At 73.0% G+C, this 23,603-nt stretch carries 8 protein-coding genes and 2 pseudogenes; 3 read left to right on the plus strand and 7 right to left on the minus strand.

Annotation, left to right across the window (positions count from 1 at the left end):
* Together IEJ02_RS45830 and IEJ02_RS45835 are read left to right on the plus strand one after the other, a co-directional pair.
* On the plus strand, positions 1 to 5,580 hold a 5,580-nt coding region (locus tag IEJ02_RS45830), incomplete at its 5' end, for an SDR family NAD(P)-dependent oxidoreductase (protein WP_191070209.1).
* 16 nt (positions 5,581 to 5,596) lie between these two features.
* Positions 5,597 to 10,677 (plus strand): annotated as a pseudogene (locus tag IEJ02_RS45835) (type I polyketide synthase).
* A gap of 163 nt (positions 10,678 to 10,840) precedes the next feature.
* Here IEJ02_RS45835 and IEJ02_RS45840 read toward each other — a convergent pair.
* Positions 10,841 to 11,707, minus strand: a complete 867-nt coding sequence (locus IEJ02_RS45840) for an alpha/beta fold hydrolase (protein WP_191070210.1) — start codon at positions 11,705 to 11,707, stop codon at positions 10,841 to 10,843.
* Positions 11,708 to 11,879: 172 nt separating this feature from the next.
* Between IEJ02_RS45840 and IEJ02_RS45845 the strand changes: the two genes are divergently transcribed.
* Positions 11,880 to 13,139, plus strand: a complete 1,260-nt coding sequence (locus IEJ02_RS45845) for a cytochrome P450 (protein WP_191070211.1) — start codon at positions 11,880 to 11,882, stop codon at positions 13,137 to 13,139.
* Between the two features lie 81 nt (positions 13,140 to 13,220).
* Here IEJ02_RS45845 and IEJ02_RS45850 read toward each other — a convergent pair whose 3' ends face one another.
* The 6 genes and pseudogenes from IEJ02_RS45850 to IEJ02_RS45875 all read right to left on the minus strand — a co-directional run.
* Positions 13,221 to 13,631: an acyl carrier protein gene (locus IEJ02_RS45850; protein WP_191070212.1), complete on the minus strand. Its 411-nt coding sequence runs from the start codon at positions 13,629 to 13,631 to the stop codon at positions 13,221 to 13,223.
* A gap of 288 nt (positions 13,632 to 13,919) precedes the next feature.
* Positions 13,920 to 17,597 (minus strand): annotated as a pseudogene (locus IEJ02_RS45855) (type I polyketide synthase); the annotation flags it as partial.
* A complete protein-coding gene (locus tag IEJ02_RS45860; protein WP_191070214.1) occupies positions 17,594 to 19,024 on the minus strand; it encodes an NAD(P)/FAD-dependent oxidoreductase in 1,431 nt (476 codons plus the stop codon). The pseudogene IEJ02_RS45855 and the gene IEJ02_RS45860, both read right to left, overlap by 4 nt.
* 34 nt (positions 19,025 to 19,058) lie before the next feature.
* The gene (locus IEJ02_RS45865) at positions 19,059 to 19,526 is read right to left on the minus strand and encodes a nuclear transport factor 2 family protein (RefSeq protein ID WP_137981537.1); all 468 of its coding nucleotides are present in this window, start codon (positions 19,524 to 19,526) and stop codon (positions 19,059 to 19,061) included.
* Between the two features lie 35 nt (positions 19,527 to 19,561).
* Entirely contained in the window at positions 19,562 to 19,999 is a 438-nt protein-coding gene (locus IEJ02_RS45870) for a nuclear transport factor 2 family protein (protein WP_191070215.1), read from the minus strand.
* Positions 19,996 to 23,603: type I polyketide synthase (locus tag IEJ02_RS45875; protein WP_191070216.1), on the minus strand; the 3,608-nt coding region annotated here is incomplete at its 5' end. The genes IEJ02_RS45875 and IEJ02_RS45870, both read right to left, overlap by 4 nt.

Below are 23,603 nucleotides of genomic sequence, written 5' to 3' on the forward strand. Positions count from 1 at the left end.
GCGGCGGGCGTGGCGGGCGTCATCAAGATGGTGCAGGCCATGCGCCATGGAATGCTGCCCGCCTCGCTGCACATCGATGAGCCGAGCCCGCATGTGGACTGGGAGAGCGGTGCGGTGCGGCTGCTGACCGAGGCGGTGGAGTGGCCCAACGGTGAGCGCCCGCGCCGGGCCGGGGTGTCCTCGTTCGGCGCCTCCGGCACCAACGCCCATGTGATCCTTGAGCAGGCTCCCGCCCCGCCTGAGGAGCGTGCGCCGGAGGCGGAGCCGGTCTCCTCCGCCCCGGGCACGCTCTCGTGGGTGCTTTCGGCGCGGGGCGCGGAGGCGCTGCGCGGCCAGGCCGCCGCCTTGGCCGAGTGCGTGGGCGGCGCGTCCGAGCTCTCGCCCGTCGATGTGGGGTGGTCGTTGGTCACCACCCGATCGGTGTTTGAGCACCGGGCGGTGGCGTTGGGCGATGACCGCGCGGAGCTGTTGGCCGCTGTGGAGGCGTTGGGAAGCGGTGTGTCGCATCCGGGCGTGGTGCAGTCGGGTGCGGCGGCGCTGACGGGTGACGTGGGTCCGGTGCTGGTCTTCCCCGGGCAGGGTTCGCAGTGGGCCGGTATGGGCGCCGAGCTGCTGGGAGCGTCGCCCGTGTTCGCGGCCCGGGTGGCGGAGTGCGAGCGGGCACTGGCGCCTTATGTGGACTGGTCGCTCACGGATGTACTGCGCGGCGCGGAGGGCGCGGCGGATCTGGGGCGGGTGGATGTGGTCCAGCCTGTCCTGTGGGCGGTGATGGTGTCGTTGGCCGCGGTATGGGCTGGACACGGCGTACGTTCTGCGGCGGTGGTGGGGCACAGCCAAGGCGAGATCGCGGCGGCCGTCGTCGCGGGGGCGCTGTCCCTGGAGGACGGTGCCAAGGTCGTGGCGCTGCGCAGCAAGGCGTTGCGGCGGCTGGCCGGTGGCGGGGCGATGGCCTCGCTCGGCGTGGGCCAGGGGCGGGCGGGCCAACTGCTCTCCGACCTGGGGGACCAGGCCGGAGGCGTAGGTGTCGCAGCCGTCAATGGCCCCTCGTCCACGGTGGTTTCGGGGCCGCCGGAGCAGGTGGCCGCTGTCGTGGCCGCGTGCCAGGAGGCGGGGGAGCGGGCGCGGCTCATCGAGGTGGACTACGCCTCGCACGGCCCTCAAGTGGACGAGATCCGTGAGGAGTTGAACGAAGCTCTGGCCGGTGTCCGCCCGCTCGATACGTCCGGCTCGGGCGCGGCGTTCTACTCGACCGTGACCGGTGGCCGGGCCGACGGCTCCCTCCTGGACACGGACTACTGGGTGCGGAATCTCCGTGAGCGGGTCCGGTTCACCGATGCCGTTCAGGCGCTCCTGGCGGACGGGCATCGGGTGTTCATCGAGGCCAGCACCCACCCCGTGCTCACCCTCGGTCTGCAGGAGACCTTCGAGGAAGCCGAGATCCCGGCCGTCACGGTGCCCACCCTGCGCCGCGACCACGGCGGCCGGGCCCAGCTCCTCCACTCGCTCGCCCAGGCGTTCACCGCCGGGGTCGACGTCGACTGGACCACCCTGTATCCGAGCTCCCCGGCACCCCGCGTGGTCCGTCTGCCCACCTACGCGTTCCAACGCGAGCGCTACTGGCTCGACGGCCGTGGCGGACGCGCCGGCGACCCGGCCGACCTGGGGCTGGTCTCCGCCGGACACCCGCTGCTGGGAGCCGCCGTGGAGCTCGCGGATGGCCGTGGCCATGTGCTGACGGGCCGGATTTCGGCGCGTACGCACACATGGCTCGGTGAACATGTGGTGGCGGACGCGGTGCTGGTCCCGGGCGCGGCGCTGGCCGAGTGGGTGCTGCGGGCGGCCGACGAGGTCGGCTGTGGCGGTGTGGATGAGCTGGCGCTGCACGTGCCGCTGGTCCTTCCGGAGCCGGGCGGGCTGCGGGTGCAGATCGTCGTGGGCGAGGCCGCCGAGGACGGGCGCCGCGAGGTGCGGGTGTACTCCCGGCCCGCCGCCGGTGAAGGAGAGGCCGCCGCCACGGGATGGGTGTGCCATGCGGAGGGTGTGCTGAGCCCGCCCCCGGACCGTTCCGACGAGGCGCCGGGACTGGGCGGGGCGTGGCCTCCGGCCGGTGCGGCACCGCTCGGCGTCGAGGGGTTCTACGACCGGGTGGCGGCCTCGGGGTATGCCTACGGGCCGTCCTTCCAGGGGCTGCGGGCCGTGTGGCGGGACGGGGCCGACGTGTGCGCGGAGGTGGTCCTGCCCGAGGCCGCCGGGGAGCGGGCCGGATTCGGCATCCACCCGGCGCTGCTGGACGCCGCGCTGCATCCCGCACTGCTGATCGACCAGCTCGACACGCATGAGGACACCGGGGCGACGACCGGTACGGAAGCCACCGACGGCCGGGTCTGGCTGCCGTTCGCCTGGAACGGCGTGACGTTGTGGGCGGCCGGGGCGACCACGGTCCGGGTACGCCTCTCTCCCCACCAGGAGACCGCCGAGGGCGAGCGCGCACTGCGGCTGACCGTGGCCGATGCCGTCGGCGCTCCGGTGCTGACCGTCGACTCCGTGGCGATGCGGCCAGCGAGCGTCGATCAGCTGCGGGCGGCGGTGGCTCCCGGCAGCCACGCCACGGACAGTCTGTTCACCGTCGAGTGGACTCCCCTCCCGCTCGCGGCCGGGACCGGAGAGGCAGCGGCTGAGGACGATGGCTGGGCGGTCCTGGGGGCCGGCGGCCACCCGGATCCGGCCGCGCTGGTCTCGTCCCTCGATGCCGACGAGCACGTACCGCCCGTCGTTCTCGCCGATATGACCGACCTGACCGGGCCCACCGGTGACGGCGCCGAGGAAGCGTCGGCCGAGGCGCTGTCGGCGACCGAACGGGCGCTGGAGCTGGTACGGGGCTGGCTCGCCGAACCGCGGCTGGCGGATGCCCGGTTGGTGGTGGTCACGCGAGGCGCGGTCGCCGTCGACGGCCACGGGAGCGCCACCCGGGTGGACCTGGCGGCGGCCGCCGTATGGGGCCTCGTACGCAGCGCACAGTCGGAGAACCCCGGCCGGTTCGTCCTCCTCGACCGCGACGACGGCCGCGGCCCCGACCCCGACCACGGCCCCGACCACGCCCCCGACGTCGAAGCCGACCCGCACACCGACGCCCTGCGCATCGCCGTGGCGCGCGCCGTGGAGATGGACGAGCCTCAGCTGGCCCTGCGCGCCGGCCGGGCCCTCGTGCCCCGCCTGGTCCATGCCGGTACCGGCGGTGCGGGGCTGGTGGGCGGCCCCGTGGCGCAGCCGGAGGCATGGCGGCTGGACACGGCGGGCACGGCGACCCTGGAGAACGTCGTACCGGTGCCCTGCCCCGAGGTGCTGGAGCCCCTGGGCGCGGGCCGGGTACGGATCGCCGTACGGGCCGCCGGCGTCAACTTCCGTGATGTCATGGTCGGTTTGGGCATGGTGCCCGGCCAGACCGGACTCGGTGGTGAGGGTGCCGGAGTCGTGGTGGACATCGGCCCCGAGGTGACCCATGTGTCCGTGGGCGACCGCGTCATGGGCGTCCTCGACCAGTCGTTCGGACCGTTCGCGGTCACCGACGCGCGTCTGCTGGCGCCGGTCCCGGACGGATGGAGCTTCCGGCAGGCGGCGGCCGTACCGGTGGCCTATCTGACCGCCTGGTACGGACTCACGGACCTCGCCGGGCTGCGCCCCGGCGAGTCAGTGCTGATCCATGCCGCGACGGGTGGCGTGGGAACGGCCGCGGTGCGGATGGCGCGACACCTGGGCGCGGAGGTCTACGCGACGGCGAGCCCGGCGAAGCACGGGGTTCTCGAGGCGATGGGCATCGACCAGGCCCATCGGGCCTCGTCGCGCGACCTGGCCTTCGAAGAGGCGTTCCGGGAGGCCACCGGTGGACGTGGTGTCGATGTGGTGCTCAACAGCCTCGCAGGGCCCTTCGTCGATGCCTCACTCCGTCTCCTCCGCGAGGGCGGGCGGCTGCTGGAGATGGGCAAGACCGACATCCGCGACCCGGAGCTGATCGCGGCCGAACACCCCGGGGTGACCTATCGAGCCTACGACCTGATCACCGACGCCGGTCCGGACCGTATCGGCGACATGCTGCGAGAGCTGGGCGAGTTGTTCGCCTCCGGTGCGCTGGAGCCGCCCCCGGTGCATGCGTGGCCGCTCAGCCGGGCGCGTGAGGCGTTGCGGTATCTCAGTCAGGCCAGGCACACCGGCAAGCTGGTCCTGGACGTGCCCGCCCCGGTGGACACGGACGGCACCGTGCTCATCACCGGCGGCACCGGCACCCTCGGCGCACTGGTGGCCGAACACCTCGTCCGCACCTGGAACATCCGCCATCTGCTGCTGGTGAGCCGCAGTGGCCCCGACGCACCCGGGGCCAAGGAACTGGTGGCCCGGCTTGCCGACCTGGGCGCCGAGGCCCGGATCGAGGCGGTGGACGTCACCGACGGCGCCGCGGTGCACGATCTCGTCGCGGGCATCGACCCAACGCACCCCCTGACCGGTGTCGTCCATGCGGCGGGTGTGCTGGACGACGCGGTGGTCACCTCGCAGACCCCGGAGCGTCTGGCGCGGGTGTGGGGGCCCAAGGCCCGGGCCGCGGCCCATCTCCACGCCGCCACCGCGCATCTGCGGCTCGGCATGTTCGTGATGTTCTCCTCGGCCGCGGGCGTGATGGGCAGCCCGGGCCAGGCCAACTACGCCGCCGCCAACGCCTATTGCGACGCCCTGGCCGTCCACCGCCAGGCCATGGGCCTCCCGGCCGTCTCGGTGGCCTGGGGGCTGTGGGCCGATGCCAGCGGTATGACCGGGCACTTGGCCGAGGCGGACCTGGCCCGGATGTCCCGCTCCGGCATCACCGCCATGTCCGGCGTGCGGGCGCTGGGGCTGATGGACGCCGCCTGCTGGCACGGCGCCCCGCAACCCGCGGCCGTACAGCTCGACCTCCGGACCCTGGCCGCCCAGCCCGCGGACACCCTGCCCGCCCTGCTGCGCACGCTCCTCGACAGCGGGACGACCACCCGTCGTACCGCCGCCACCGGGGCGCCCGCCGCCGGTCTGGTCGCCCAGCTCACGGCGGCGCCAGCGGAGGAGCGGCACCGGATCCTGCTCACGCTGGTGCGCACGCAGGCCGCCGCGGTCCTGGGCCACACCGACGCCGGGGCGGTGTCCGGTGACACCCCGTTCAAGGACCTGGGCTTCGACTCGCTGACCGCGGTGGAGCTGCGCAACCGGCTCGCCGCCGCCACCGGGCTGCGGCTGCCCGCCACCGTCGTCTTCAGGCATCCGACGCCCTCGGCCATCGCCGCCGAACTGCACGAGCGGCTGTGCCCCGCACAGGCGGACACCTCGGAGCCGGTCTTCGGCGAGCTGGAGCGGCTGGAGGCGGCCATGGCGGGGCTCGGTGCCCACGACGAGGCCCGCGGCCGGCTGGCGAAGCGCCTGGAGGCGCTGCTGTGGCGGCTCAACGACGACACACCGGCCGAGGCCACCGCCGAGCACCGCCCCTCCGTGGACGACGGCGCCCTCGACTCCGCGTCGGACGACGAGTTGTTCGAGTTCATCGACAGGGAACTGCCCTCTTGACCGTGAGTGAGGACTGATGTCGGGTACGGAAGAGAAACTCCGCCAGTATCTGAAGCGGGTCACGGTGGATCTCGGGCAGGCCCGCCGGCGGCTGCGCGAGATGGAGGAGCGGTCCCAGGAGCCGGTGGCCATCGTGAGCATGGCCTGCCGCTATCCGGGTGGCGTCGGCTGCCCCGAGGAGCTGTGGGAGCTGGTGGCCTCCGGCGGTGACGGCATCACCGCGTTTCCCACCGACCGCGGCTGGGATCTGGAGGGCCTCTACCATCCGGACCCCGACCACCCGGGCACCAGCTATGTCCGGCACGGCGGATTCCTGGACGGCGCCGACCGCTTCGACGCGGAGTTCTTCGGGATCAGCCCGCGCGAGGCCCTGGCGATGGATCCGCAGCAGCGGCTGCTGCTCGAGGTGGCCTGGGAGCTGTTCGAGCGCGCGGGCGTCGACCCCGTGACGATGAAGGGCAGCCGGACCGGTGTCTACGCGGGCGTGTCCAGCCAGGACTATCTGTCCCGGATGCCGCGGGTGCCGGAGGGCTTCGAGGGCTACGCCACGACCGGCAGCCTCACCAGTGTGGTCTCCGGCCGGGTGGCGTACACCTTCGGTCTGGAGGGCCCGGCGGTGACGGTGGACACGGCGTGTTCGTCGTCGCTGGTGGCGATGCACCTGGCGAGCCAGGCGCTGCGGCAGGGCGAATGCGATCTGGCGCTCGCGGGCGGGGTCACCGCGCTCACCACACCGACCGCCTTCGCCGAGTTCTCGCGGCAGCGCGGGCTGGCCCCGGACGGCCGCTGCAAGTCCTTCGCGGCCGGCGCGGACGGCACGGGCTTCTCCGAGGGCGTCGGCCTGGTGCTGCTGGAGCGGCTGTCGGACGCGCGGCGCAACGGACATCGCGTGCTGGCACTGATCCGGGGCTCGGCCATCAACCAGGACGGTGCCAGCAACGGACTGACCGCGCCCAACGACGTGTCGCAGGAACGGGTGATCCGCCAGGCGCTGGCCAACGCACGGCTCGCCGCCGACCAGGTCGACGCCGTGGAGGCCCATGGCACGGGGACCTCCCTCGGCGACCCGATCGAGGCACACGCGCTGCTGGCCACCTACGGACGGGACCGGCCCGGTGAGCCCGGTGAACGGCCCCTGTGGCTGGGGTCGCTCAAGTCCAACATCGGCCATGCCCAGGCGGCCGCCGGTGTGGCCGGTGTGATCAAGATGGTGATGGCGCTCCGCCACGAGACGCTGCCGGTCACCCTGCACATCGATGAGCCGACCCCGCACGTGGAGTGGGAAGGTGGCGGGGTACGGCTGCTGACGGAACCGGTGGCGTGGCCGAGGGGTGAGCGCCCCCGCAGGGCCGGGGTGTCCTCGTTCGGGATCAGCGGCACCAACGCCCATCTGATCCTGGAGCAGGCCCCCGAGCCGAGTGGCCCTGCCGGGCCGGAGGAGCCCNGCCGAGTGGCCCTGCCGGGCCGGAGGAGCCCGAGCCCCAGGAGTCCGCCGACCGCGAGCCCGAGGCAGCGGCGACGGCGGTGGCAACGGCGGCTGCGGCATCGGCTGTGGCGACGGCCGTGGTGCCCTGGGTGCTGTCCGCCCGTAGCGCCCAGGCCCTGCGGGGCCAGGCGGCGGCGCTCGCCCGGCGGATGGCCGCCGATCCGGGGCCGTCCACCGCCGAGGTGAGCTGGTCGCTGGTCACCACCCGGTCGGCGTTCGACCACCGGGCCGTGGCCGTGGGCGCGACGCGCGAGGAGCTGATGGCGGCCGTGGAGGCGCTGGCCACCGGCGGGACGCACCCGGGCCTGGTCCACACCGGTGGCGCCGCCGTGGCCGGGGACCTGGGCCCGGTGCTGGTGTTCCCCGGCCAGGGCTCGCAATGGGCGGGCATGGGCGCCGAACTGCTCGACGCCTCACCGGTGTTCGCCGCCCGGGTGGCGGAGTGTGAGCGTGCCCTGGCGCCGTACGTCGACTGGTCCCTCACCGATGTGTTGCGCGGCGCCGACGGGGCGGCCGACCTGGGCCGTGTCGATGTGGTGCAGCCCGTCCTGTGGGCCGTGATGGTGTCGCTCGCCGCGGTGTGGGCGGGCCATGGCGTACGTCCAGCGGCGGTGATCGGGCACAGCCAGGGCGAGATCGCGGCGGCGGTGGTGGCCGGTGCCCTGTCGCTGGAGGACGGCGCCAAGGTCGTGGCGCTGCGCAGCAAGGCGTTGCGGCGGCTGGCCGGTGGCGGGGCGATGGCCTCCCTGGGAGTGAGCCGCGAACGGGCCGGGAAGCTGCTGGCCGGGCTGGGCGACCGGACGGCGGCCGTGGGCGTGGCGGCCGTCAACGGCCCCTCGTCCACGGTGATTTCCGGGCCGCCCGAGCAGGTGGCGCACGCCGTGGTGGCGTGTCAGGAGACGGGCGACCGGGCGCGGCCGATCGAGGTGGACTACGCCTCGCACGGCCCCCAGGTGGACGAGATCGCCGACGAGCTGACGGAGGCCCTGGCCGGTGTCCGGCCGGTCGCGTCCAGCGTGGCGTTCTACTCCACGGTCACCGCCGGCCGGATCGACACCACCGGGCTGGACACCGGCTACTGGGTGACCAACCTCCGTGAACCGGTGCGGTTCGCCGACACCGTCCGGGCGCTGCTGGCCGATGGCCACCGCGTGTTCATCGAGAGCAGCACCCACCCCGTACTGACGGTGGGCATGCAGGAGAGCTTCGAGGAAGCCGGGGTCGATGCCGTCTCCGTGCCCACGCTCCGGCGAGATCACGGCGGCCCGGCACGGCTGATCGAGTCCCTCGCGCTGGCCTTCACAGCGGGCGTCGCGGTCGACTGGACCACCCTCCACCCCACCGGCCCCGCCGCCCCGCGCACCGTCGAACTGCCCACCTACGCCTTCCAGCGGGAGCGCTACTGGCTGGCCGACTCGGTGTCCTTCGACCACCGGCCCGCGGCGGACGAGGAGGAGTCCCGGTTCTGGGCCGCCGTGGAGGGCGAGGACCTGAGCGCGCTCTCCGAGACGCTGAGCCTCCCGGACGACACCGGCCACCGGACCTCACTGGGCACCGTGCTCCCCGCGCTCTCGACATGGCGGCGCGCCCGGCGTGAGCGCTCCACCGTGGACTCCTGGCGTTACCGCGCCGAGTGGCGGCCCGTCACCGATGCCGCTCCCGCGGCCGTGGGCTCCTGGCTCGTGGTCCACCCGAAGGGCGCCTCCGACGCCTGGACGGACGCCTGCGTACGGGCGCTGGGCGCAAACGGCGGCCAGGCGCGGCGGCTGGAGGTGGCCGAGGACACCGACCGCGAGGGGCTCGCCGAGCTCCTGCGCTCCCGGTGCGCCGAGGAGATGCCACCGACGGGCGTCCTGTCGCTGCTGGCCCTGAACGACGCCGCGCCGGCGCTCCCCGGCGTGGCGCCCGGGCTGACCGGCACGCTCACCCTGCTCCAGGCGCTGGTGGACGCCGCCGTCACCGCGCCCCTGTGGTGCGCCACCCGTGGCGCGGTCTCCATCGACGACTCCGACCCCCTGGACGCTCCCCACCAGGCCCAGCTGTGGGGGCTCGGCAGGGTGGCCGCCCTCGAACACCCCGACCGGTGGGGCGGGTTGGTGGATCTGCCCGCGAGCCCCGACACCCTCGACGCGGAGCGGCTGCGCGCCCTGCTCACCGGGGCCTGCGGCGAGGACGAGGTGGCGCTGCGCCCGACCGGTGCGTACGGACGCCGGCTGATCCCCGACCCGATCGGCGGCCGTGCCCCGCGGCGCACCTGGAAGCCCAAGGGCACCGTGCTCATCACCGGACCCGCCGACGGACCCGCCGCCCATGTCGCCCGCCACCTGGCCGCAGACGGGGCGGAACACATCGTGATGCTGGCCCCCGGAGGCGCCGACGCCCCCGGCGCCGTGCGGCTGAAGGCCGAACTGGACGCGCTCGGCACCGGACTCACCGTGGCCGACCACGTGCCCGCCGACCGGGAAGCCACCGTGCGCCTCGTCGAGCGCGTGGCGGAGGAGAGCGGACGGATCGGGACCATCGTCCACACCTCGGCCTCCGGCGAACTGGCCCCGCTGATGGAGCTCACCCCGCGGCGGCTGGCCGAGGAGATCCGCGCCCACCTGGACGACACCGGGCGCCACCTGGACGAACTCTGCGGTATGGGCCCCGAGGACACCGTGGTCTACTTCTCCACCGTCGCCGCGTCCTGGGGCAGCAAGGACCACGGCTCCTACGCGGCCGCCACCGCCTGCCTCGACGCGCTGGCGCGGCGCGACCGGGCCGGCGGACGGGCCACCGTCTCGATCGCGTGGGGGCTGTGGGACCTGCCGTACGGCGGCGGCACGCCGGACGCGACGACGGCCTCGCACACCGAACGCTCCCGGCGGCAGGGCCTGTCCCCGCTGGACCCCCGGCCGGCGCTGACCGCACTGCGCCAGGTGCTCGACCATGACGATCCGGGCGTCACCATCGCCGATGTGGCATGGGAGCGCTTCGCGCCGCTGTTCACCCTCGCCCGTCCCAGCAGGCTCTTCGACGGTGTCCCGGCCGCCCGCCAGGCCATCGAGGCCGCACGGGGCCCCGCGGAGGACACCGGCGCCGACGAGGCGTCGGCGCTGCGGCGGGAGCTGGGTGCCCTGCCCGAGGAGGAGCGGGTCGAGCGGCTGCTGGCGCTGGTACGCGCCCATGTGGCCGCCGTACTGCACTATCCGGCGCCGGAGGCGGTCGAGCCGGACCGCCCGTTCAAGGAGCTGGGGTTCGACTCCATCGCGGCCGTGGAGCTCAGGAACCGGCTGCGCGCCGCCACGGGGCTGAGCCTGCCGACCACGGTGGTCTTCGACTATCCGACGCCTCGCACGCTGGCGGGCCATCTGCTGGCCGAGGTGGACCCGGGGGAGGCCGACGCGGCACATCCGGTGTCCGGGCACCTGGACGAGCTCGAGGCCGCACTGGCCGGGCTGCCGACCGGCGACCCGCGCCGCGCTGCCTTGGTGAACCGGTTGCAGGCCCTGGTGTGGAAGTACGCCGCCACCGCGCAGGAGGCCGATGAGCCCGCGGGCGAGCAGGACCTGGCGGCGGCCACCGCCGATGAGGTGTTCGCCCTCATCGACCGCGAGCTCGGGGTCTGACCGGCGGTCGCGGGCCCGGGCCCGCGACCGCCGGTGCGTCAACCGCTGTGCTCCCGAACATCACCCGCCCGAGCGCCGAACTCGCCGAGGTGACGACGAGCAGATCTTCGAGGCCACGGTCGGGGCGCTGAACTCGGCGATCGAGAAGGCGGTGCCGTGCCGGTCAGCGGGCGTCGCCGACCGTCTGGAGGCCGCGGGCCAGGTCGAGCAGGTCCTCGGCCACCCGTCGGGGGTGCTGGGCGTGCAGATCGTGTTCGGAGTCCAGATATTCGCGCATCGTCGCGTGGCGCAGATCGGCCGTGGTCTCCCTGATGCGGGAGCGGATGCGGTCCGCCCACTTCGCGTCGGCGCCCTTGGGGATGGCGGGCATCAGCAGGGTAGGCACGTCGATGGCCGCGTACCACGGCCTCGGCGGCTCGTTCCAGATGCTGTGCAGGATCGACATGTGCTGCTCGGTGGACATGCGCCGGGACAGCGACCCGTCCGCGTTCACCCGCATCGTGTCCACAGCCGCCTCGATCGCCGCCGGGGACCAGTCCGGGTGGATGGCGCGGAAGTAGTCGCTCACGCTCTGCACGGTGGCGCCCTCCAAGGACGCCGGGCGCAGCGCGCCGACGAACGCGTCCCAGGAGGGGAACGCCTTGGCCGGCTCCAGCCAGCCGCCGTCCACCAGCGCCAGCGCGGCGACCAGCTCGGGGTGCTCGGCGGTCAGCCGCACCGAGATATTGCCGCCCCAGGAGTGACCGGCCACCACCACCCGGTCCAGCCCGAGGGCGGCGGACGCCGCCACCAGATCCGCGACCGCGGTCGGGATGTCGTACCCGGTCTCCGGGGTGTCGGAGTCCCCGTGGCCGCGCAGATCCACCGCGTACACCGCGTGGCCCGCGGCGGCCAGGTGGTCGGCGACCTCGTCCCACAGCCGGGCGCTCGACGCCATGCCGTGGACCAGGAGAAAGGGAAGCGACGCCGTTCCCGGCCGGTGCCGGAAATGCAATTTCACATCGTCGGTTACGGGCACGGAAATATCCATGGCGGAATTCTAGCCGGGGCACCCAATCCGATTCGACCGCTGGGGATGTGATGTATGCGCGGATTAGCGGCGCTTTAGCGGTGGGCGAGATGCTGGATGGCCGGGTGATTCATACTCTCATGCCGATCCACCTCCCCTGCCGACCGTAGACTCCGAGCTGAAGTGAGGCGCCGTGTATCCCCCGGAATCCAGGTTCGCCCACATCGACGACATCGACCTCACCGACTTGTCCTTCTGGGCACAGCCCTACGGCGACCGCGACGCCGCCTTCGCGGCGCTGCGCGGACGGCCGGAGCCCGTGCTCTTCCGCGAGCCGGTCATGCCCGGGTTCGGGCAGGGGTCCGGCTATTACGCGATGGTCCGGCACGCCGATATCGCCGAGGTGAGCCGGCGCCCGCAGGACTTCGGCTCCGTGCCCACCGCGATCAGCATCATCGACCTGCCGGAGGAGTTCAACAACTTCTTCGGATCGATGATCAACATGGACAATCCCCAGCACGCCCGGATGCGCCGGCTGGTCTCCCGCGCGTTCGGCCGGGGAATGGCCGCCGAGTTCGAGGCGGCCTCCCACAAGGCGGCCCGGAAGATTGTCGACGACCTCATCGCGGAAGGCCCCGGCGACTTCGTCCGGAAGGTCGCGGCGATCATGCCGATCGCGGTCCTCAGCGGCATGATGGGGATTCCCGAAGACGACTACGAGTTCATTTACGACCGGTCCAATATCATCGTCGGCACCTTCGACCCCGAATATGTTCCCCGGGCCGATCAGGCCACCGCCGCCCTGCTGAAGACCTCCCATGAACTCGCCGACTACATCGCACGGCTCGCCGCCGACCGCACCCGCAACCCCACAGGCGATCTGATCACCCGGCTGGTGCAGGCGCAGATCGACGGCGAGCGGCTCAGCCCCGAAGAGCTCTCGTCCTTCTTCATCCTGCTCGTCGTCGCCGGAATGGAGACGACCCGCAACGCCATCTCGCGCGGTCTGGTGCTGCTCAGCGACCACCCGGAGCAGCGGAAGCTGCTGCTCTCCGACTTCGAGGCCCACGCGCCGGGCGCGGTCGAGGAGATCCTGCGGGTGGCGACCCCCATCAACTGGATGCGGCGCACCGTCCGGCGCGACTGCGAGGTGAACGGCCACCGCTTCACGGAGGGCGACAAGCTGCTGCTCTTCTACTGGTCGGCCAACCGGGACGAGGACGTGTTCACCGACCCCTACGCGTTCGACATCACCCGGGACCCCAATCCCCATATGACCTTCGGGTCGGTCGGACCGCACTTCTGCCTGGGTGCCCATCTCGCCCGGATGGAGGTCACGGTGCTCTTCCGCGAGCTGTTCGGCCGGCTGCCGGAGATCCGCACGGTGGGCGAGCCCCGGCGGCTGGTGGCCAGCTTCGTCGAGGCCATCAAGCATGTGGAGTGCGCCTTCTGACGCACCTGGCCCGCATCATCGAAAACGCCGCGCGGGAGGGGCTGATCCCCCTCCCGCGCGGCGTTGTGCCCCGCGGCCGGACTAGGCCGTGGCGCCGTCACCGGAGTTCACCGCGGCGTACGCCTCGGCCAGGTAGTGGCCGAGCTGGGCGGGGGTGGGGTACTCCAGGATGGCGACGAGCGGGATCTCCACATCGGTGAGCGTCATCAGATTGCGGGTGAGTTCGAGAGCGGTCAGCGAAGTGAGCCCGTTCTCCAGGAAGTTGCTGTCGTCGTCCACCGCGGTGGGTGCCAGGATGTCGGCCAGCTGGGTCCGTACGGTCTCCCGCATGATGTCCTCGCGCTCCTGGGCCGTGGCGATGGCGAGCGCCTGGTGCAGCGCCGCCCCGTCGAGTGCGGTCTCGCTCTTCTCCGTCTGCATCGCGGATCCGTCTCCTTGAGCCTCGGTGGCGTCGCCGGGGGTGTGGTTGTTGAGCTTGGTGTGTGCGTTCATGGGTACTCCCGCCTGGTTGGGGCCGGTCGGCGTCGGTCACCGACCGCGGTGGGTATGCGGCGTGGTCGAAGGGCCGGAGACGTCATCGAAGAGCCGATGTGTTCCCAGCTCGGAGGCGTGCGCGGTCATCCAGGCCCAGTCGATGTCCGCGATGACCACGGACGCCGTGTCCGCCATCACCGCCTGCCGCAGCAGGGCGGCGGCCGAGCGCTGGGGGAGTGCGGGCAGCCCGTTGGTGCGCAGCTGCTTGGCGGCGCCGACGGCCGTGTCGGGGTCGTCGATCGAGCCCCAGCACACCGAGGTCGCCGGAACGCCCCGGGCCCGGCACTCCTGGGCGAGCGCGCTCAAGTAGGCGTGCGCCGGCGCCTGGTTGCCCAGTCCCGGACTGGGCAGGACGCCCACGACCGAGCACCCGAGCACCAAGGCCGACAGCTCATGGTCGCTGCCGAGGGCGCAGAGGTTCCGCGCGCCCGCCACCGTGGCCGCCCACTCGCGCTCGATCCGCGCCACCTCCAGCTGCCCCGCCTCGGCGGCCAGGGGCGCCGTGAGATGCAGGACGGCGGTCAGCGGGAACTCCGCGGGAATGCCGGCGACGGCCGCGGCGAGCGCGTTCGGGTCCGCCACATCGACGGTGGCCACGGACACCCGTACGCCCGAGGCGCCGAGTTCGGCCACCACGTCGGCGGCCGGTGGCGCGGTGTCGATGAGCAGCAGGTGTTCGGCGCCGTCCTCGGCCGCCCAGCGGGCGGTGTGCGAGCCCAGGGCGGTGGCGGCGCCCGTGATGAGGACCGTCCCCCGGAGCCGTCGGGCGGGGGTGGTGAGGCCCGTGGGGACATCGCGCACCAGACGCCGGGCGAAGCAGCTGTCGGCTCGTACGGCCACCTCCGCTTCGCCGTACGCCCCGGCCAGCACCCCCGCGAGCCGCCGCCCCGCGCGGTCGTCGAACCTCTCCGGCAGCTCGACCAGCCCGCCCCACCAGCGCGGACGCTCCATCGCCAGCGCACCGCCCAGGCCCCAGAACCCGGCCTGCTCGGGACGGGACATCGGATCGCCCACGTCGACGCTGACACCACCGCGGGTGGCCGGCCACACCGGGGCCTCGACCCCGGCCCGCCGCAGCGTCTCGAACAACTCCACGGTCGGGGCGAGCCCCGGGCCCCGCCCGTCGTCGGCCGGTGGCCGGGCGTCTCCCAGCGCCAGCAGGGAGAGCACCCCCACGACCGGCCGTCCGGCGACGGCCTCGGCCATGCGCCGGGCCCGCGTCTCGTCGTCCGGCGGTGTGGCGTCCGACGACGTGGCGTCCGGGGTGAACGCCACGGTGTCCGCGCCATGGTGGCGCAGCGCGGTGGTCACGGCGGCCACCGTGGCGTCGTCTCCGCCGTCGCCGGAGGCCACGACCAGCCAGGTGCCGGTCAGCCGTGGGGTCGGCGGGTCGGGGAGGGGTTTCCAGGCGATGCGGTAGCGCCACTCCCGCTGCCGCCGCCAGGTGGCCAGGGCGGGCAGGATCTCCGCGAGCGCCTTCCGCCGGCCGGCGGGGATCTCGAGCGCCCGGGTCAGGGCCGCCGCGTCCGTTCGCTCCACGGCATCCCAGAACTCGGCCTCCGCCCAGGTCTCCACCGTGGGCACGGCATCCGCCGGAGCCTCGTTCTCCAGCCAGAAGCGCTGTCGCTGAAAGGCGTAGGTGGGCAGGGCGACGGTGCGGGGGGCCGGATCGCCGTCGAACAGGGCGGCCCAGTCCACGGTGGCGCCCATGGTGTGCATACGGGCCAGGCCGCGCATCAGCCCCCGCACCTCGGACCCCTCGCCACGGAAGGGCGACAGCACCAGCGCCGCCGGGGCGGAGGGCAGCATCGCCCCGGGCCCCAGCTCCCACACCGCACCGGCGTCGTCGAGCGAGGGCATGGGCGGCCGCTCGTACGCCACCGCGTTCGGATCGGCGCCGGTGCCCGGATCGGCGTCGGCGGCCACCAGCCGGCAGGCGTGAGCGAGGTCCAGAGCACCGGTGATGTGCGCCGCGGCGATCTCACCGACCCCACAGCCCACCACCGCCCCGGGCCGCACCCCCACCGAGGCCAGCAGCCGGGCCAGCGCGATGTAGAGGGCGAACAGTCCCGCCCGGGAGGACGCGTCGCGCTCCCCCTTCACCCCGAGCACCTCACCGACCTCGTCGAAGGCCGTGGCGAAGACGGGGAACCGGCCGTACAGCCCGGCGCCCGTCCCCGGCGGATGACCGCCCTCGCCACCGAAGGCGAACACGGTCCCGCCCGCCGAGGCCGCCGCGCCGGTGCGGGCCACATCGGGCCCCACCACCGAGGGGTGCGGCTCACCGGCCGCCAGCGCGGCCAGCCCGGCCCTCAACTCGTCCGGCCCCCGGCCCACCACGACCGCACGGTGGTCGAAGACCGACCGTGTGGTCACCAGCGACCAGCCGACGTCTGTGGGGGACAGCACCGGGCCGGCCGCCGTATGCGCGGCCAGCGCTCGGGCCTGGCCGCGCAGCGCCGCCGCACCCCGCGCGGACAGCACCCACGGCACCACCCCCGGATCGCGCTCGCCACCGTCGGCGGCGCCCTCCGCCGATTCGGTGAACTCCTCCAGAATCACATGGGCGTTGGTGCCGCTGGCGCTGAACGAGGACACACCGGCCCGCCGTGGCCGGTCCACCCGCGGCCAGTCCGTCCGCTCGGTCAGCAGCCGCACCGCGCCCTTGCGCCAGTGCACCAGCCGGGTCGGCCGGTCGATGTGGAGTGAACGCGGCAGCACGCCCCGGCGCATCGCCATCACCATCTTGATCACACCGGCCATTCCGGCGGCGGCTTGCGTATGACCGATGTTGGACTTGATGGATCCCAGGAGCAGCGGCCGGTCGTCCGGACGGTCCTGCCCGTACGTGGCGAGCAGCGCCTGGAGCTCGATGGAGTCGCCGAACGCGGTACCCGTGCCATGCGCCTCCACCGCGTCCACGTCCCCCGTGGACAGCCGGGCGTTCGCCAGGGCGTCGCGGATCAGCTGCTGCTGGGCGGGGCCGTTGGGCGCGGCCATGCCCGTACTGGCACCGTCCTGGTTGATGGCCGAGCCGCGGATCACGGCCAGCACCGGATGGCCGTTGCGCCGTGCGTCCGACAGCCGCTCCAGCAGCAGCAGGCCGGCGCCCTCCCCGTACACCATGCCGTCGGCGGCGTCCGCGAACGACCGGCACCGGACATCGGGCGACAACTGGCGCTGGCTGGAGGCCACTTGGAACACGCTCGCGGTGTACATGATGGCGGCGCCACCGGCCAGCGCCAGCGTGCACTCGCGCCGCCGCAGTGCCCCGGCCGCCAGGTGCATCGCCACCAGCGACGACGAACACGCGGTGTCCAGGCTGACCGCCGCGCCCTGCAGACCGAGGGTGAACGCCACCCGGCCCGAGGACACACTGCCCGCGTTGCCGTTGCCCACATGCCCCAGCAAACCCTCGGGGATCGCGTCCAGACGCGAGGCGTAGTCGTGGTACATCACCCCCGTGTAGACACCGGTCCGGCTGCCCCGCAGGGTGTGCGGATCGATGCCCGCGCTTTCCGTCGCCTCCCACGCCAGCTCCAGCAGCATCCGCTGCTGCGGTTCGATGGCCGCCGCCTCCCGGGCGCCGATGTCGAAGAACTCCGCGTCGAAGTCGGCCGCGTCATAGATGAAGCCGCCGGCCCGGACGTACGAGGTGCCGTGGTTTTCCGGATCGGGGTGGTAGAGGTTCTCCAGGTCCCAGCCCCGGTCGGTGGGGAAGCTGGAGACGGCGTCCCGCCCGTCGGCCACCAGGTCCCACAGCTGGGCCGGGGTGCGCACCCCGCCGGGGAAGCGGCAGGCCATGCCCACGATGGCGATCGGCTCCTCCAGGTCCTCCTGGACCTCCCGCAGCCGCTGCCGGGTCTCGTGGAGCTCGGACGTGGTCCACTTCAGATAGTCGACGAGCTTTTCCTCGTTGCTCATGAGCCGCCCGCACCCACTGTGCTGCGCGGGCTCAGATCCACCAGCGCCAGCTCATCGGCGGTCAGCGGCGGCTCGGTGAGCTCCGGGAGGACCCGGTCCTTCTGCATCAGCGAAAGGAAGCGGCTGGACGCCAGCTCGGACTGCGGGGCGGTCAGGCTGATGACGTCGGTCACCACATCACACACCGCCGAGGAGCGGATCGACCGGTCGGCGATCAGGTCGGAGAAGCGCTGCCGCGCCACGGCGCCGCCCGTCAGCCGTGGATCCGTCGTGTTCATCCGGCAGTTGACGTACTCCACGTCCTTGGACGCGGCCATGATCCAGGGGTCGTCCACGGTGGCGCTGATCGCACGCTGGGTCCGGTGCGTCGTTCCCCCGGCGATCCCGGACCGCTGGAGCTCGGTGTCCAGCGCGGCGGCCGCGCGGGCCGCGGAGCTCATGCCGTGGCCGTAGATCGGGTTGAACGCGGCCAGCGCGTCCCCGAGCACCAGCAGCCCCTCCGGCCAGATGTCCAGCCGCTCCGGATACAGCCGCCGGTTGGCGCCGACCCGTGAGACGGCCACCGAGGTCAGTGGCTTCGCGAGCGCGATGAGATCGGCGACCAGCGGATGGCGCAGCGTCCGCGCGTAGGGCAGGAACTCGTCGTCGTGGGTGGGCAGTCCGGCGCCCCGGGTGCACGACAGGGTCACCATCCAGGTGCCGTCCTCCTGTGGATACACCACGCCGAACCGGCCCGGTTCGCGCAGCCGGTGGTCGGCGGCCACGTTGACGGCGGGGAATCCGGCGGCGGCGCCCGGCGGGCCCTGGTACACACGGGTGGCGTACGCGATGCCCGCGTCGACGACGTCCTCCTCCAGCGGCGGCACATCCAGTGCCGACAGCCAGTGCCGGAGCCGGGAACCGCGCCCGGAGGCGTCGACCACCAGATCGGCCTCCAGGGTTTCGCCCGCCCCGGTGTCCATGTCGCGCCCCCGGACCCCGGTGACCCGTTTGGCGTCGCCGACCAGATCGAGGATCTCGGTGCGCTGGCGCACGGCGATCCGCCCGGTGGCGAGCACGCGATCGCGGACCTTCCAGTCCAGGAACGGGCGGGTGCACATCAGGGCGTACTGCCGCGGCGGAAAGCGGTGCTGCCAGCCGTGGGACGTCAAGGTCACCAGATCCTGATGGAATCCGATCCGGCGGGCGCCCGCGTCGAGCAGTTGGTCGATCATGCCCGGCAGCAGCGTGTCCACGATGCGCGCACCGCTGGACCACAGCACATGGACATGGCGTCCCTGCGGCGATCCCTTGCGGTGCCGGGGGCCGTCCGGCAGCACATCGCGCTCCACGACGGTGACGCGGTCCACATGGCGGGCCAGCACATGGGCAGCCAGCATTCCCGCCCAGCCTCCGCCCAGAACGATTCCGTGTGTGGGTTCGGTCATGGTTTTCGCTCTCGTCCCTTCACCGCTTACGGCCTTACATCGGACTGGGGCTGCCCTTGGCCTGGACCATTTTGGCGAGGTTCTGGGTGACCGCCATGAAATGGGCGACACCGGTGAGTTCGGGGCCGTCGCCCACTTTCGTATCCGTGATGCCCCAGAACGCCTGGGCGTGATGGACCAGACCGTCATCACCGAGTTCGATCACGCCGATGATGCTGAAGGTGAGTTTGGCCGGCGCGTACACCGTGACCGTGGTCGGCACCGCCACCCTGCGGCCGTCCATCGAGGTGACCGGACGGCCCGGGGTCTCGTGCACCTGGCATTCGATGGACCAGGCGATGTGTTCGCGAAGCGCGTCCTTTCCGATGAGCGGGGGCGCGCCGACCGGGTCCTCGAAGACGATGTCGTCCGAGAAGAGCTCCAATACGGCCTCGACATCACCCTCGTTCATGCGCCGCGCGTATTCCAGCGCCATCCTCTTGAGGGTCGCCTCATCGGCCATGAACGCCTCCTGTGCGGTGCGGGGGTCGTGGGGGATCAGCCGGCGATGGCAATGTCCGACCTCCCCCAGAACATCTGCAGTTCCTGAATGAGGCCACCGGCCCCCGCGCGCATCATCAGGACGTAGTCCCAGGTGATGCGGGAGTTCTCCGGTGCGTCCGGGGCCGTCAGCCAGCCGCGCTCGGCGAAGCCGGGCCCTTTGGGCAGATAGTCCATGGTGGCCGTCACCGGCACCAGGACATGCACCCCGTCCTGCCCCGCGACCGGCTCACCGGGAATCTCGGTGATACCCGCGGCGGCGAGTTCCTCGAAATGCGCACGAAGGGCGTCCCGCCCGGTCCTGCGCCCCGATCCGACCGGATCCTCGAACGAGACCTCGTCCGCGTAGAGTTCGAGCAGCCCGTCGATATCCGCGGCGTTCATCCGGCGGCTGTGCTCGAGAATGAGCTTCTTCCGGCTTCGCTCATCAATCACCGTGTGCCCCCATGTGCATGCTCTCCGTCGCTTTCGCTTCGGCCCAGGTCCTGGTCGATGAACTGGAAGATCTCGTCGGCCGTGGCGTCGTGAATACGGCCGGCCGCTCGGCCTTCCTCGGTCCCGCCGCCGTGCAGGGCGCCCAGTTTCGACAGCGTGGACTGAAGGCGCTTGAGCAGCGCCTCATGCGCCGTCTCGTCCTGGGCCACGGAAAGCAGCGCGCTTTCCAGCCTGTCGATTTCGCCCAGCATCGGGGGAAGCGGATCCACATCCTCGGGCGCCAATTCCGCGTGCAGATGGACGGCGAGCGCGGCCGGATTCGGGTGGTCGAAAATGAGGGTGGTGGCCAGCCGCAGCCCGGTCACGGCCGTCAGCCGGTTCCGTAACTCGATCGCGGTGAGCGAGTCGAAACCGAGCTCCAGGAAGCCGCGCTCGGTCTGGATCCGCCCCGGGTCGGAGTGGCCCAGCGCCGCCGCGGCATGGGTGAGGACCAGGTTGAGCAGCGTACGGCGCTGCTCCTCCACCGGCAGCGCGGCCAGATGACCGGCCCAGTCGGTGTGCGGCCGGGCCGTGGCCGCGGTGCGCCGGGCCGTACCGCCACCGGTGAGCGCCCGCAGGGGAGCGGGCAGGGTGAGCGCCGGCTGGCCCGCCAGGGCCCGTACGTCCAGGTCGATGGCGATCAGATGGTGGTGGCCGTGGCGCACGGCGGCGTCCAGCAGCCCCAGCGCCCGCTCGCTGGACATCGCCCCGATGCCCGACCGGCTCATCCGGGCCCGGTCCGTCTCCCCCAGATGCCCGGTCATCCCGCTGGCGTCGGCCCACAGCCCCCACGCCACCGAAAGCCCCGGCAGGCCGAGGGCGCGGCGCCGGGCGGCCAGGGCGTCGCAATAGGCGTTCGCCGCGGCGTAGTTGGACTGCCCGGAGGCGCCCAGTGTGCCCGCCGTGGAGGAGAACAGCACGAACAGGGACAGCGGCAGCTCCGCGGTCGCGGCGTGCAGATGGGCCGCGGCCGTGGCCTTCGGACGCCACACCCGCGCCAGCCGCTCCGGGGTCTGGGTGGTGAGGACGGCGTCGTCCAGCACCCCGGCCGCGTGGACCACACCGGTCAGCGGATGCGCGGGATCGACCCCGGCCACCAGACCGGCCACCGCGTCCGGGTCGGTGACATCGGCCGCGGCGATCCGTACCCGAGCGCCCAACTCGCTGAGGCGGCCGGTGAGTTCATCGGCCCCGGCGGCCTCCGGGCCGCTCCGGCTCACCAGCAGCAGATGCCTGACCCCCCAGGTGCGCACCAGGTGTTCGGCGACCAGAGCGCCCAGGGTGCCGGTGCCACCCGTGATCAGCACGGTGCCATCGGCGTCGAGTCCGGCTGTCCCCTCCTCGTCCTGGCCCTCGATAGCCGGGCCGGGCGCGGCCGCCGCGCGGACCATCCGGGGTACCAGCACCCGCCCGTCCCGCACCGCCACCTGGGGTTCGTGCGCCTCGATCGCGCGTACTACGGCCTCCACGAGGCCCTTCCGGCCCTCATCGAGGTCGAGCAGCACAAACCGGCCCGGATTCTCCGACTGGGCGCTGCGGACCAGCCCCCATGCCCCGGCACCGGACGGATCCAGTGTGATGGCGTGGACGTCGTCGGCGTCATCGGTGATTTTGCCGAGCCGGCCCGCCGCCACCGCACCCCGTGTGACGACCACCAGCCGCGTGTCGGCCAGCGCCGGGCGCCGCAGCCAGGACTGCACCAGCCCCAGCAACTCCTCGGTCGGCCCCAGCCCGTCCCCGTGGCCGCCCTCGGCGGCGTGCGGATGGGCCAGGACGACGGCGGGGGCGGGCTCACCCGCGTCGACGGCCGCCATCAGCGCTTCCAGATCCGGATGGCACGCCACGGCATCGCCCGTGCCCGCCCGGAACGGCTCCGCCAGCCCCAGCCGGTCCTCGCCCAGCACCACCCAGCCGCCGTCGCCGACCACCGAGGTGGGGGACGGTGCGGTGGCCGGAGCGGGCAGCGGCGTCCAGTCCAGGGTGAACAGGCCGTCCACGGCGCGATTGGCCGCGGCCGTGCGCAACTGGTCCGTCGCGGCCGGACGGGTCACGAGCGAGTCGACCGTCAGCACCGGAGCGCCCACCGTGTCCGCCACCGTCAGCCGCAGCGACTGCCGCTCCTCGTCACGCGACAGCCGGACCCGTACGGTGGCCGCCTCGGTGGCCCACAGGGACACGCCGTTCCAGGCGAACGGCAACCACACCTGGCCGTCGTCCTCCTGTCCCTCGGGCCGGTCCATCAGCAGCGACGGATGCAGCGCCGCGTCCAGCAGCACCGGATGGATGCCGAATCCGTCCCGGCGTCCCGCGGCATCGGGCAGGGCCACCTCGGCGAGGACATCCCCGCCGTGGCGCCATGCGGCCGTCAGGCCCTGATACGCGGGGCCGTAGCCGTACCCCGCCGCCATCACCTGCTCGTAGAAGGCGCCCACGTCCAGCGGTTCGGCGCCCGGCGGGGGCCATGCCCCGCCCAGGCCCTCCACCGGGGCGGGCGTCTCGGGCGCGGGCGCGAGCACGCCCACCGCATGACACACCCACCCCGCGTCGGGGCCGGGATCGAGGGCCATGGCGTGGCCGGCGCCGTCGGGGCCGTCGGGACGGCCGGGCTGGTCGGGCCGGTCGGGACGGTCGGGACGGTCGGGACGCGAGTACATCCGCACCTCACGCCGCCCGTCCTCCGCCACGGCACCCACTACCACCTGCACCCGCAGCCCACCGGACTCCGGCAGCGCCAGCGGAACCTGCAGCGCCAGCTCCTCCACCCCGCCGCAGCCGACCTCGTCGGCCGCCCGCAGCGCCCACTCCACCAGCATTGCGCCCGGCGCCAGCACCGCACCCGCCACCACATGCTCGGCGAGCCATGGATGGGACCGCGTGGAGATCCGGCCGGTGAGCACATGGGTGGTGCCGTCGGCGAGTTCCACGGCGGCGCCGAGCAGCGGATGCCCGGCGGCCGTCAGACCCAGATCGGCCGGATCGCCACCCGGCCCGCCCTCTCCGTCCAGCCAGTACCGCTCACGCTGGAAGGCGTAGGTGGGCAGGTCGATGACGCGGGGTGCGGGGTCGGTGCGGAACCAGCGGGTCCAGTCGACGGTGACCCCGGCGGTGAACGCCTGCGCCACGGACCGTGCCAGCTGGGCCGGTCCACCGTGGTCGCGCCGCAGGGTCGGGATGGTGACCGCCTCGACCCCCGCCTCCTCGAAGGTCTCCTGCATGCCGATGGTGAGGACGGGGTGGGTGCTGGCTTCGATGAACACGCGGTGGCCGTCGTTCAGGAGTGCTCGTACGGCGTCGGCGAAGCGCACTCGTTCGCGGAGGTTCCTGACCCAGTACGTGGTGTCGAGTCCGCTGGTGTCCATGCGGGCGCCGGTGACGGTCGAGTAGAACGCCACCTGGCCCGGCACCGGCTTGACCCCGGCCAGGAGTTCGTGCAACTCCTCGGCGATTTCGTCGATTTGGGGGCTGTGGGAGGCGTAGTCCACGTCGATGAGTCGGGCGCGGTGGCCTGTTTGTTCGCATGCGGTGACGGTGTGGGCGACTTGGTCGGGTGGTCCGGAGACGACGA

Origin of the sequence: Streptomyces sp. 5-10 (genome assembly GCF_014712245.1) — a bacterium.
GTDB lineage: Bacteria > Actinomycetota > Actinomycetes > Streptomycetales > Streptomycetaceae > Streptomyces > Streptomyces violaceusniger.